General features: G+C 73.0%; 13 protein-coding genes. 9 read left to right on the top strand and 4 right to left on the bottom strand.

Annotated features, from left to right (window positions below; genetic code table 11):
* The first annotated feature begins 44 nt into the window (after window positions 1-44).
* Complete coding sequence (locus tag ACFW22_RS18405) at window positions 45-617, top strand: DM13 domain-containing protein (RefSeq protein ID WP_386405307.1); 573 nt, start codon at window positions 45-47, stop codon at window positions 615-617.
* 87 nt (window positions 618-704) lie between these two features.
* Here ACFW22_RS18405 and ACFW22_RS18400 read toward each other — a convergent pair whose 3' ends face one another.
* The 3 genes from ACFW22_RS18400 to ACFW22_RS18390 all read right to left on the bottom strand — a co-directional run bounded on the left by ACFW22_RS18400 (window position 705) and on the right by ACFW22_RS18390 (window position 2,993).
* Entirely contained in the window at window positions 705-1,454 is a 750-nt protein-coding gene (locus tag ACFW22_RS18400; protein WP_386405304.1) for an SDR family oxidoreductase, read from the bottom strand.
* 296 nt (window positions 1,455-1,750) lie between these two features.
* The gene (locus tag ACFW22_RS18395) at window positions 1,751-2,269 is read right to left on the bottom strand and encodes a nitroreductase family deazaflavin-dependent oxidoreductase (protein ID WP_386405301.1); all 519 of its coding nucleotides are present in this window, start codon (window positions 2,267-2,269) and stop codon (window positions 1,751-1,753) included.
* A gap of 202 nt (window positions 2,270-2,471) precedes the next feature.
* Window positions 2,472-2,993 (bottom strand): MarR family winged helix-turn-helix transcriptional regulator, encoded by a 522-nt coding sequence (locus tag ACFW22_RS18390; protein ID WP_386405298.1) that lies wholly within the window; start codon window positions 2,991-2,993, stop codon window positions 2,472-2,474.
* Between the two features lie 224 nt (window positions 2,994-3,217).
* Here ACFW22_RS18390 and ACFW22_RS18385 point away from each other — a divergent pair, with 224 nt between their 5' ends.
* The 4 genes from ACFW22_RS18385 to ACFW22_RS18370 all read left to right on the top strand — a co-directional run bounded on the left by ACFW22_RS18385 (window position 3,218) and on the right by ACFW22_RS18370 (window position 7,304).
* Window positions 3,218-4,390 carry an acyl-CoA dehydrogenase family protein gene (locus tag ACFW22_RS18385; RefSeq protein ID WP_386405296.1) on the top strand — a complete coding sequence of 391 codons (1,173 nt, stop codon included), beginning with the start codon at window positions 3,218-3,220 and terminating at the stop codon, window positions 4,388-4,390.
* Window positions 4,391-4,506: 116 nt separating this feature from the next.
* Window positions 4,507-4,776 (top strand): hypothetical protein, encoded by a 270-nt coding sequence (locus ACFW22_RS18380; protein WP_386405293.1) that lies wholly within the window; start codon window positions 4,507-4,509, stop codon window positions 4,774-4,776.
* 222 nt (window positions 4,777-4,998) lie between these two features.
* Window positions 4,999-6,099 carry a hypothetical protein gene (locus ACFW22_RS18375; RefSeq protein WP_386405290.1) on the top strand — a complete coding sequence of 367 codons (1,101 nt, stop codon included), beginning with the start codon at window positions 4,999-5,001 and terminating at the stop codon, window positions 6,097-6,099.
* Window positions 6,100-6,212: 113 nt separating this feature from the next.
* Complete coding sequence (locus ACFW22_RS18370; protein ID WP_386405287.1) at window positions 6,213-7,304, top strand: phosphotransferase family protein; 1,092 nt, start codon at window positions 6,213-6,215, stop codon at window positions 7,302-7,304.
* Between the two features lie 7 nt (window positions 7,305-7,311).
* Here the strand turns inward: ACFW22_RS18370 and ACFW22_RS18365 are convergent, their stop codons facing one another.
* On the bottom strand, window positions 7,312-7,680 hold the full coding sequence (locus ACFW22_RS18365) for a hypothetical protein (protein ID WP_386405284.1): 369 nt from the start codon (window positions 7,678-7,680) through the stop codon (window positions 7,312-7,314).
* A gap of 225 nt (window positions 7,681-7,905) precedes the next feature.
* On the opposite strand from ACFW22_RS18365, the gene ACFW22_RS18360 reads away from it, so the two are divergent.
* From ACFW22_RS18360 to fxsA, 4 genes are all read left to right on the top strand, one after another.
* Window positions 7,906-8,346 (top strand): Lrp/AsnC family transcriptional regulator, encoded by a 441-nt coding sequence (locus ACFW22_RS18360; RefSeq protein ID WP_024760806.1) that lies wholly within the window; start codon window positions 7,906-7,908, stop codon window positions 8,344-8,346.
* Between the two features lie 66 nt (window positions 8,347-8,412).
* A complete protein-coding gene (locus ACFW22_RS18355; RefSeq protein ID WP_386405281.1) occupies window positions 8,413-10,047 on the top strand; it encodes an amidohydrolase in 1,635 nt (544 codons plus the stop codon).
* A 433-nt stretch (window positions 10,048-10,480) separates the two neighbouring features.
* Entirely contained in the window at window positions 10,481-11,257 is a 777-nt protein-coding gene (locus tag ACFW22_RS18350; RefSeq protein WP_386405278.1) for a polyprenol monophosphomannose synthase, read from the top strand.
* Window positions 11,258-11,371: 114 nt separating this feature from the next.
* Window positions 11,372-11,962: an FxsA family membrane protein gene (gene fxsA / locus ACFW22_RS18345; RefSeq protein WP_386405275.1), complete on the top strand. Its 591-nt coding sequence runs from the start codon at window positions 11,372-11,374 to the stop codon at window positions 11,960-11,962.
* Window positions 11,963-12,083: the final 121 nt, after the last annotated feature.

The raw sequence follows: 12,083 nt of genomic DNA, 5'->3' as shown, positions 1-12,083 counted from the left end.
CCGTTGGATGGGCGCAGAAGACGGAACGTCGAAGGAGGTGCGCCGTGGGGCGCGTCACGAGGAAGCAGGGATGGATCGCGGCCGCCGCCGTGACCGTGGTGGTCGTGGTGGCCGGTCTCGTGTGGTTCAAGCCCTGGGCACTGTGGGTGAACGAGACGGTGCACGAGGCACTGCCCTCCGCACCCGCTCCGACGGCGGCGCCCGGTGCCCCGTCCGCCTCCTCGGACGTGCCGTCGCCGTCGGTTCCGGCGGAACCGACCGGTCCCGTCACCGTTGCACAGGGGCGCTTCATCACCCATGAGCACGCCACGACGGGCGTGGTGAAGATCGTCCGCCTCGCCGACGGCAGCCACACCCTCCGCCTCGAAGACCTGGACACGAGCAACGGCCCCGACCTGCGCGTGTGGTTGAGCGACGCCCCGGTGAAGGAGGGGAAGGCCGGGTGGGGCGTCTTCGACGACGGGAAGTACCTCAACCTCGCCAAGCTCAAGGGCAATCGGGGGGACCAGAACTACCCGCTGCCGGCCGACGTCGATTGGTCGGCGTACACGAGCGTCAGCATCTGGTGCGACCGGTTCGACGTCTCCTTCGGCGCCGCGGAGATCGCCCGCGTCTGACGTCCGCGTCTGACGTCCGCGACGCCGTCCCCCGGGGGGCCGCGCACCCGGGCGCCCCGCCCGGGACGCGGCCCCGACCGTCCCGGCTCACTCCTCCTGAGCGGTGAGCGCCGTCGAACCGACGGTGGAGCCGCCGTCCAGGACGAACTCGACGCCGGTGGAGTAGGTGGCGTCCGCGACGATGAAGAGGACCATGCGGGCCACCTCCTCCGGCTCCCCGAAGCGGGGGATGGGCTGCCCGGCGGCGAAGGACTCGTCCATGCCCGCCGTCATCGGGGTGCGGATGGGACCGGGGTGGACGGAGCAGACGCGGACCCCGTCGGCAGCCAGTTCGAGCGCCGCGGCCTTGGTGAGCCCCCGCAGGCCCCACTTGCTGGCCACGTAACCGCCGATCTCGCTGTAGCCCATCAGACCGGCGGTGGAGGAGACGTTCACGACGACGCCGCCACCGGCACGACGCAGGGACGGTGCGAGGGTGTGCATGCCCAGCCACGGTCCCTGGAGATTGATGTCGATCACGCGGCGGAACGAGGCGAGGGACTGCTCCTCGATGCTTCCCCACTCGACCACGCCCGCATTGTTGACCAGCACCGACACGGGCCCGAAGGAGTCCTCGACGTTCTTCAGCGCCGCGTTCCAGGACTCCTCCTCGGTCACGTCGAGGTGGAGGTACCGGGCGCGCTCACCGATCGCGGAGGCGACCGAGGCCCCCGCGTCGTCGAGGACGTCGGCGACGGCCACCCGCGAACCCCCGTCCGCGAGGAGGCGTGCGACCGCGGCTCCGATGCCCCGGGCCGCGCCGGTGACGAGCGCCACCTGGTTGTCCAGCCGTCCCATGGTGTCCTCCTCGGGCGATCGGGCCTGTGCCGTGAGGGTCGGGAACGGGGCGGGGCCCGGCGGCGTCACCGGTCGGCCCCGTCCGCGCGGTTCCCGTCCGTACCTTCTGTTTCCCGCACCCCCTCTGCGCACGGCAGGGCCGAACGGTCCCCAGTCCTGCCCCGATGGCCCACCCGGGCACCTGAGGTCGGCCCACCCGGGCCCCTGCGGTCGGGTGCCCCGGCCGGTCCTCGTCGTGCCCGGCCCGGGACGTCGGACCGCTCGGAGTGCGTCGTTGCGCCGCCGCGGACCGGGTGTCAGACCGCCCGGGACCGTTCCGGGGCCGTCTCCAGCCGTACGAAGGGGATCTGCTCCCCCGCGGCGCCGAAGCCGGCCCCGCTGCCGTCCACCGGAAACCCCATGAACCGGCAGAGGGCACGGGCGGCCCGGGGGTGCCTGCGTGCGTACTCGGCCATGATCCGGCCGCCTTCCTCCGGGGTGGGGAACTGCGCCGTGACCGCGTGGTACTGCCGCCCGAACTGGACCGTGGCCTGGGGCGTGTGCCGCAGGTTGCGGTACCAGTCGGCCTTCGGCCCGAATCCCGAAGCAACGGTCCAACTGCCGTCCGCAGGGTCGTGCGCGACCACTTCCAGGACGACTTCCCTGGACTGACCGGACGTGCGCCCGATGTGGATGAGTCGCAGGAACCGGGAGCCGAAGAGCGGGCCCAGGCCGGCCCGGAAGAGCGCGATCGGGAGGCGTGCGAGCCTGCGCTTCATTCCCCGCGGCGGCTGCGGGCGCTTGGGCCCCGGGCGATGGGGTGCGGCGGGAGCCATGACGTCCTCCTGGATCGGCCGAGAGAGCGGGCCGCTTCGGTTCGATGACCGAGGCCGTGGGCGCATTCGCTTTCCAAGGTGAACCATTGCACAGCCCAAGGGTGAGGGAAAGGTCCTTCCCGGTGGTCGGACCCGTGGGCTCGTCGCCCCGGAGGCGGGGCGCCGAGGGCGTCCGGTCCGTCCCGCCGTCGGTGCGTCCCCCCTACATGCCGGCGACCGGGTCCGCCCACCCCAGCGGGTGCGGTGCGGCGGCATCGCCCGTACCGGGTTCCCGGCCGGCCGAGTTGAACGCACCCAGGGCATCGAGCAGGGCGGCGCGGCGCCCCGGTGCGAGGCGCTGGAGGATCGCGCGGATCTCCTCCCTGCGGCGCGCGGTCACGTCGTGGACGACACGGTGTCCGGCTTCCGTCAGGCTCAGCTCGGACTCGCGCCGATTTTCCGGGTTCGTCCGCTTGCCCACGAGTCCTGCCGCGATGAGGCGGTCGACCATCCGCAGGGCCGTGGACGGCTGGACCCCGAGATGCTCCGCGAGGACGACCAGCTTGGAGGGGCCGTGGGTGGAGAGCACGACCAGCATGCGGAACTGGGGCAGCGTGATGCTGTCCTCCACGGTGGCCAGGGAGCGGGCCGAGACGGCCACCAGGAGCCGGGACGCGGTGAGCACCGCCTCCGTCACGGCGTCGATGTCCTGCTCGTCGGGCCTCACGTCCCCGTGCTTCACCATGAGGTCCTTTGTACCGCGGTCGGACTCGGGGCGTCCTGCTCGCGGTCCTCGTCACCCGGGCGGGCCCGAGGGGAGGGGAGGGCCTGCGGAAGGGCCGGCTCCGGCCGGCCGACGGCACCGCGGCCCCTCCGCCGCCCGTGTGATCCCCCGGTGCGGAACGGGCATACTCCCCGTGATCTCGGCACTCCGCGCGCCCTGCGCGCCCGGCAGGGAGGAGCCCGGCCATGGCCGAAAGCACCGTGGGCGGCGTGCAGCGTCGACTGCCCACCGACGAGGCCCGGGAGCTGCTCTCCCTGGTGCGGGACATCGCGCGGCGGGACGTCGCCCCGTACGCCGCGGAGGAAGAAGCCGCAGGGCGCTTCCCCCGCGAGCTGTTCGCCCTGCTGTCCCGTTCCGGGCTGCTCGGCCTGCCGTACGGCCCCGAGTACGGCGGGGGCGGGCAGCCGTACGAGGTCTATCTGCAGGTGCTGGAAGAGCTCGCCGCGGCCCGCCTCACCGTGGGTCTCGGGGTCAGCGTCCACACGCTCTCCTGCCACGCGCTCGCCGGCTTCGGCACCGCGGAACAGCGGGCCGCGCACCTGCCCGCGATGCTCGGCGGAGGGCTCCTCGGTGCGTACTGCCTCTCCGAGCCCTCGGCCGGGTCGGATGCGGCGGCCCTGCGGACCCGGGCCGTCCGGGAGGAGGAGGGGTGGGTGCTCGACGGGACCAAGGCCTGGATCACCCACGGTGGGATCGCGGACTTCTACACGGTGATGGCCCGCACCGGTGGTCCCGGGGCGGGTGGCATCACGGCCTTCCTGGTGCCCGGGGACGCTCCGGGGCTGAGCGCCGCGCCGCCCGAGCGGAAGATGGGCATGCGGGGGTCTCCCACCGCGCAGCTCCACTTCGACGGGGTGCGGATCGCCGACGACCGCAGGCTCGGTGGGGAGGGGCAGGGCTTCGCCCTCGCGCTCGACGCCCTGGACTCCGGGCGGCTCGGCATCGCGGCCTGTGCCGTGGGACTGGCCCAGGCGGCGCTGGACCGGGCCGTCGCGCACGCGAAGGAGCGTCGGCAGTTCGGTCGGCCGATCGCCGACTTCCAGGGCCTGCGCTTCCTGCTCGCCGACATGGCGACTCGGGTCGAGGCGGGGCGGGCGCTGTACCTGGAGGCGGCTCGGCTCCGGGACGAGGGGCGGCCCTTCGGACGCTGTGCGGCGATGGCCAAGCTCTTCTGCACGGACGCCGCCATGCAGACCACGACGGACGCGGTGCAGGTGCTCGGCGGCTACGGCTACACGGCGGACTTTCCCGTGGAGCGGTACCTGCGCGAGGCGAAGGTGCTCCAGATCGTCGAGGGGACCAATCAGATCCAGCGCGTGGTCATCGCCCGTCACCTGCTCGGAACAGAGTCCCGCTGACCCGCACGGTGCGGTCCGCCCAGACCGGCCCGGCGACCAGCCGGGCCCACTCCTGGTCGCGGCGGCCGGGGAGGGTGCGGCCCTGACTGGCCCAGAGGGAGAGCACGTCGCGATAGATGGGCGGATCGACCGGGGCGCTGGGCGTGGCCCGGGCCCGGGCCTGCACCTGGGTGGGCATCGCCACGGGGGGTGCGCTCGGGGTGGCGGCCACTGCCGGAACCGGAGCGGGAGCCGTCGGCGGGACGGGCCCGGAAGCCGTCGCGCGGGTGGTCGGGGCCGCTGTCGCGGGGGCGGGTGCCGGTGCCGCCGGGGGAGTCGGCACCGTCGGAGCGGGGGAGGCGTCCGGAGCCGTGGCGGTCGAGCCGGAAGGGGGCCCCGACAACTGAAGAACCGATTCTTCAGTGCCCGGCTGCACCTGTCGGTGTCGACCGAAACTGCTGGGTGTCGTGTACAGCGTGGTCATGTCGGGACCAACGCGCCCCGGCGCTCCGGAGTCACCGCCGGGCGGATTCGAGCGGCAGTTCACCCGCTACCCGACGCACGCCCCTGGCCCCTGGAAGTGTATCTGACGTACCGTCAGATCCCACTCGCCGATCAGGAGGTCAGCCGTGGACGACCGGCCCGTCGCGCTCGACGAATACCCCGTGCACCAGGCCCCGCTCTCGATGAAGCACCACATCAGCGGCGATCGCAACGCCTACGACCGGTGCATCTTCCACGTCTTCGACCACGCCGGCCGCGCCCTGCTCATCGCCGGCCTCGGCGTCTATCCCAACACCGGGGTCGTGGACGCCTACGCCACCCTGCGCATCGGTGACCGGCTCCATGCCGTACGCGCCTCGGACGCCCTCGGTGACGACCGTACGGACCTCTCCGTCGGCCCGCTCGCCATCACCGTCGACGAACCGCTCCGACGGCTCTCCCTGCACTGCGCGCCCGACCCCGCCGAGCCGGACGGACTCTCCTTCGACCTCACCTGGACCGGCGACTTCCCCGCGGTCTGGGAGCCCCACCACACCCAACGCCACGGTGGGCGGCTCACCCTCGAAGGCCGCCGCTTCGTCCAGGCCGGGAGCTGTGCGGGCACCCTCACGGCCGGTGGCCAGGAGTTCGTCGTCGCCCCGGGAGAGTGGACCGGCACCCGCGACCGCAGTTGGGGCGTTCGTCCCCTCCCCGGAGAGGAACCCGGGCGTGCCGTCGAGTTCCGCCCCGAGGGCTTCCACTGGCTCTGGGTCCCGATGCGCTTCGAGGACCGCTTCCTCATGGTCATCGCCCAGGAGGACGCCGACGGGTACCGCACCCTCAACGAAGCACTGCTCGTCCGCAACGGCCGCCGTGACGTCCAACTCGGCTGGCCCCGCACCGAGATCGCCTACCGTAGGGGTACCCGCCACCCCGAGAGGGCCACCATCCACCTCGCCGACCGGTCCGGGAAGCCCTTGGAGATCGGCGTCGAGGTCCTCGCCTCCTCGCCGCTCGCCGTCGGCGCCGGCTACCCGCCCGCCACCGACTGGCAGCACGGCGCCTGGCGCGGTCGCGGCTGGACCGACCGGCGCGTCTACGACCTCTCCGACCCCGCTGCGCACCCCGTGGCCGCCTACGGGGTCACCGATCACGCGGCCCGCTTCACCCTCGACGGCCGCACCGGCTACGGCATCTTCGAGCACGGTTCCTTCGGCCGCCACGACCCCAGCGGATTCACCGACTGAGGGCCGTTCCGTGATCCGGGGAGCGGGTGCGCCGCACCCGGCGGGTGCCGGGGGCGTGTCCCCGGACCCGGCGCCCCGCGGACGAACCGAGACCCGAGATGAGAGGAGCACCCGTGACCAGCGCGCCCCGCCCCCGCACCACCACCCGGGACCCCGAGGAGATCGCCCGTCGGCTCACCGCCTGGCTGGACCGCCGGCTGCCCGGTGCCCGCATCGACGGACTCGCCGTGCCCGGATCCAACGGCATGTCCAGCGAGACCCTGCTCTTCGACCTCGACCACGCGGACGCCCCCGTGCGCGGCTGTGCCCTGCGACTGGCCGCGGACCCCGCTGCGTACAGCGTCTTCCCCGTCTACGACATGGCGCGTCAGCACCGCGTGATGCGCTTGGTCGGCGAGCACACCGACGTCCCCGTACCACGCGTGCTGTGGCTGGAGGAGGACCCCGGGCCGCTCGGCGCACCCTTCTTCGTGATGGCCCGTGCCGAGGGCCGCGTACCGCCGGACGTCATGCCCTACACGTACGAGGGGAACTGGCTGCACGCCGCGAGCGACGCCGAGCGGGCCCTTCTGGAAGCCGAGTCCGTCTCGGTGTTGGCCCGGCTGCACGACCAGTTTCCCGCGCGGGAGGCCGCTTTCCTGTTGCCCGAGGGCGTCGGAAGCCCGTTGCGCCGTCATGTCGACGCCCAACGGGACTATTACGCCTGGGTGGTGGAGGGGCTCGCGCCTTCGCCGCTCATCGAGTCGGCCTTCGACTGGCTGGAGGACCACTGGCCGGTCGACGAGGGCCCCGCGGTCCTCTGCTGGGGTGACGCGCGCATCGGGAACATCGTCTACGACGGCTTCTCCCCGGCCGCGGTCCTCGACTGGGAGATGGCCGCCTGGGCACCGCGGGAGGTCGACCTCGGGTGGACGGTGTACCTGCACCGCTTCTTCCAGGACCTGACCGTCGGCTTCGGCCAACCGGGGCTCCCCGGTTTCCTGCGGCGCGACGCGGTCGAGCGGTGCTACGCGGAGCGCACCGGACACGCCCCGCGCGACATGGAGTTCCACACCCTGTACGCCGCCCTGCGGCACGCGATCGTGATGCTGAGGATCGCGTACCGCCAGGTCCGCTTCGGCGAGGTCGAGGTGTCCGACGACCCGGACGGCCTGATCCTGCACCGCGCCGCGCTCGCGGCGATGGTGCGGGGGGACTACTGGTGACGGAAGGTCAGGCCGCGTGCCGCATCTGCGGCACCCGGATCGGACGCGAGCCCGGACCGCCCACGTGGGAGAAGGGCTGCCTGCGCCAGTCGAGCCCCTGGGGGAGCGTCAGGAGGAGGGCGGTGTCCTGCTCCTGGACCCCGAGGGCGTCGTCGGTGGGGCGGGCCTCGGCGGCAGGGAGGCCCGTGCCCCGGCACACCGTCAGGACGAACGGGTTCCACGGCGTCGGGCAGAGCGCGTGCTCCGGCAGTGCGTTCTCGTCCGCGAGCAGCGCGATGGGGCGCGTGCACTCCGGGCAGAGGACCCGGAACATCTCAAAGGTGTCATAGGCGTCGAGCTCGTCGGACGTCTCGACCGAATTGACAGGCTCCTGCATTGGGATCTCCCCCTCGACTGGGTCGGCCGGATCTGTGTGGCCTCGACCACAGCAAGCACTTCCCATGCGGAACTCCGCATAACCACGGGGATGCATCCGGGCCCGGACGCAAACCTGTGGCGTTCGTCACATGCCCGTCGCAGGTGCCCCGTGACTGCCCATAGCGGCACATACGGGTCGCCTTCCGGCCGTGCCCCCGTCCTCCCGGAGCAATAGGGTCACTGCATGGAGGAGCTGGATCGTCAGATCGTGGAGTTGCTCGTCAAGGACGGGCGCATGAGCTACACCGACCTGGGCAAGGCCACGGGCCTGTCCACGTCGGCGGTGCATCAGCGCGTCCGCCGCCTGGAGCAGCGCGGTGTCATCCGCGGCTATGCCGCGGTCGTCGACCCGGAGGCCGTGGGCCTGCCGCTCACCGCCTTCATCTCGGTCAAACCCTTCGACCCCAGCGCCCCCGACGACACCCCCGACCGACTCGCCGACATCCCCGAGATCGAGGCCTGTCACAGCGTCGCGGGCGAGGAGAACTACATCCTCAAGGTCCGGGTCGCCACCCCGCTGGAACTGGAGCACCTGCTCAGCCGCATCCGCTCCCAGGCGGGCGTGTCCAGCCGCACGACGGTCGTCCTGTCCACTCCGTACGAGGCCAGGCCGCCGCGCATCTGAGGCGACCCCGGCCGCCGGGGGGACCTGCCGGACAAACCGGGTCCGGCCAGGTCCTAGCCTGGTGGCATGAGTGAGACCACGTCTGCCGGCGAACACCGCACCGTGCTGTTGCGCGGTGGAGAAGTACACAGTCCCGCCGATCCCTTCGCCACCGCCATGGTGGTGGAGCGCGGTCACGTCGCCTGGGTGGGTTCGGAGGGGGCGGCCGATGCCTTCGCCTCCGGAGTGGACGAGGTGGTCGACCTGGAGGGCGCGCTCGTCACCCCGGCGTTCGTCGACGCCCACGTGCACACCACGGCCACCGGATTCGCCCTCACCGGGCTGGACCTGTCCGCTGCTGCTTCGCTCGCCGACGCGGCCGAAATGATTCGGGCCCATGCCGCAGCCCGCCCCGAGGACGGGATCCTCATCGGCCACGGCTGGGACGCTTCCCGCTGGCCCGAGCGGCGCGCCCCCAGCCGGGCCGAGCTCGACGAGCTGACCGGCAACCGGCCGCTCTACCTGACCCGGATCGACGTCCACTCCGCCGTCGTCACCACGGCCCTCCTCGACCTGGTGCCCGGCGTCCGGGCCCTGGAGGGCTTCCACGACGGGCGGCGCCCGCTCACCGGGGACGCCCACCACGCGGTGCGCGCCGCGGCCTTCGGCGCCGTGTCGCCCCGGCAGCGCACCGAGGCCCAGCGCGCCGCCCGGCACCGGGCCGCCTCCCTCGGCATCGGCACCCTGCACGAGTGCGGCGGTCCCCGGATCTCCTCGGAAGAGGACTTCACCGGGCTCCTGGACCTGGCGCGCGACGAGGCGGGTCCCCGGGTCGTCGGCTACTGGGCGGACCTCGACGTCGAGCGGGCGCGGGCCCTCGGTGCCCTCGGCGCGGCCGGAGACCTCTTCGCCGACGGATCCCTCGGCTCCCACACGGCCTGCCTCCACGAGCCGTACGCCGACCACGCCGATCCCGGTCACACCGGGGCGGCGCACCTGGACGCGACCGCCGTCGCGCTCCATGTCGTCACCTGTACCGAGGCGGGGCTCCAGGCCGGCTTCCACGCCATCGGGGACGCGGCCGTGACCGCGGTCGTGGAGGGGGTCCGCGCTGCCGCCGAGAAGCTCGGCCTGGCTCGCGTCAGGGCCGCCCGCCACCGCGTCGAGCACGTCGAGATGCTCACCCCCGAGACCATCGCCGCCTTCGCCGAGCTGGGGCTCACCGCCTCCGTCCAGCCCGCCTTCGACGCGCTGTGGGGCGGAGCGGAGGGCATGTACGCCGATCGCCTCGGTGTCGAGCGGGCCCGCACGCTCAACCCGTACGCGGCGTTGCTGCGGGCCGGTGTCCCCCTGGCCTTCGGGTCCGACAGCCCCGTCACCCCGCTCGATCCCTGGGGCACCGTCCGGGCCGCCGCCTTCCACCGCACCCCGGAGCACCGGATTTCCGTCCGGGCCGCCTTCACCGCCCACACCCGGGGCGGTTGGCGGGCCGTGGGCCGGGACGACGCGGGGACGCTGGTCCCCGGTGCGCCCGCCGACTACGCGGTCTGGAACGCCGAAGAGCTCGTCGTCCAGGCGCCCGACGACCGGGTCGCCCGCTGGTCCACGGACCCCCGCTCGGGGACCCCCGGCCTGCCCGACCTGTCGCCCGGTGCGGACCTTCCCGTCTGCCTGCGCACGGTGGTGCACGGACAGACGGTGTTCGTACGACCGAACGAGTGATATGGGGCATTTCGCACTCTGATGCACTGCTCCGTGCACTTCCCCCGACCTGCTGATCTTCCCCCTCCGGCCTGGCCTTATGGGGAGTCTTCGCAGGTCGGGCAGGTGTTGACAGCCGCCCTCCGGAGCCGGGTAGGTTCTCCGCGTCCACCACAGGACGTCCGACCGGACCGCATGCCCGCCCCGTAGCCGAACGCCGCCCGCGCTTCGGTCGCGAGGGAAGGTTTCTCCGGCGGAAGGTGCGACCCGGGTGGGGCCCGGACGTTCAGTAGACAACGGCTCTCGGTCGACCCGCAGCCAGCGGTTCCCAGGTCGGACCGAAGGACTCCGGGCCCCGCACCGCACGCAGACCGTCACACTCGACCCGCCGCGCCGGATCATCCCCGGGACCTCGCTATGGTGGGTGCCTGCGTATGTATCCGAAGGGGCAGTAGTGAACGACGGTGGCCAGAGGCGTTACGGCCCGCTCGGCAAGGCCTTGGTGATCATTCCGACCTACAACGAGGCGGAGAACATCAAGCCGATCGTCGCGCGGGTGCGGGAGGCCGTACCCGAGGTGCACGTTCTCGTCGCCGACGACAACAGCCCCGACGGCACGGGCAAGTTCGCGGACGAGATCGCGTCCGAGGACGACCACGTGCACGTCCTGCACCGCAAGGGCAAGGAAGGGCTCGGCGCCGCGTACCTGGCCGGCTTCCGCTGGGGCATCGAGCACGGCTACGACGTCCTCGTCGAGATGGACGCCGACGGTTCCCACCAACCCGAAGAGCTCCCGCGCCTCCTCACCGCCCTCAAGGGGGCGGACCTGGTCCTCGGCTCGCGCTGGGTGCCGGGCGGCCGGATCGTGAACTGGCCGAAGTCCCGCGAGTTCATCTCCCGGGGCGGCAGCCTCTACTCGCGCGTGATGCTCGACGTGCCGATCCGCGACGTCACCGGCGGGTACCGGGCCTTCCGCAAGGAGACCCTGGAGGGGCTGGGGCTGGACGACGTGGCCTCGGCGGGCTACTGCTTCCAGGTCGACCTGGCGCGGCGCGCGGTCGCCGCCGGCTTCCACGTCGTCGAGGTGCCGATCACCTTCGTGGAGCGCGAGGTGGGCGACTCCAAGATGAGCCGGGACATCCTGGTCGAGGCGCTGTGGCGGGTCACCGGGTGGGGGCTGACGGCCCGTGCGGAGAAGGTCGGCAAGTTCCTCGGCCGCCCGTCCTCCTGATGCGGTCCCCCTCTCCCGCCGGTCCGTTCGCGGCCCGGCGCGGAGCCGACCGGAGAACCGCGTCCGGATCCTTCCTTTACGCCGTTCCGGCGGGACGCCAGGCACACTGGGGGCATGACGACCGGCGTACCGCCCTCCCCCGCCCCCAAGCGCTCGCGCGCACGTACGCTGCTCCCCCTGGGCGTGGCCGCCTGGTTGGTCCTGGAGATCTGGCTGCTCACGGTGGTGGCGAACGCGGCGGGCGGTCTCGTCGTGCTGGCCCTGCTCATCGGCGGTGTCGCGCTCGGCGCCGTGGTCATCAAGCGGGCCGGCCGCCGCGCCTTCCGCAACCTCACCGCCACCTTCCAGCAGGCCCAGGCCGCGGCCCGGACGGGCGCGGTGCCCGAGTCCCCCCGGGCCGGTGCGGACGACCGCAACGGCTTCCTGATGCTCGGCGGCCTGCTCCTGATGGTCCCCGGTCTGCTCTCGGACGCGGCCGGCCTGCTCCTCCTGGTCCCGCAGGTCCGTTCCTTCCTCGGGCGGTACGCGGAGAAGGCCGTGGAGCGCCGGATGAGCGCCGGGCCTCCCGGCAGCCTCCAGGACGCCTTCCAGCAGGCCCGCATGCGCCGGCCGGACGGAAAGGTGGTCCAGGGCGAGGTGATCCGCGAGGACGCGCCCCGGGGGCCTCGCCCGTCCGAAGGGCCCCGCCCGCCCCTGACCCCCTGACGCTCCGCTCCCGGTGCGTCCCGCCCGCCGCTCGCGATGGGGCAGGACGCACTCGGGGTGGCGAAGGGCGGATCGGGAGCACCAACGCCGCGGGGCCCAGCACACGACGTGTGCTGGGCCC

Origin of the sequence: Streptomyces sp. NPDC058872 (assembly GCF_042743065.1) — a bacterium.
Classification (GTDB): domain Bacteria; phylum Actinomycetota; class Actinomycetes; order Streptomycetales; family Streptomycetaceae; genus Streptomyces.
The sequence above is the reverse complement of the archived record's forward strand: the minus strand, read 5'-3'. Positions and strand labels throughout refer to the sequence as shown.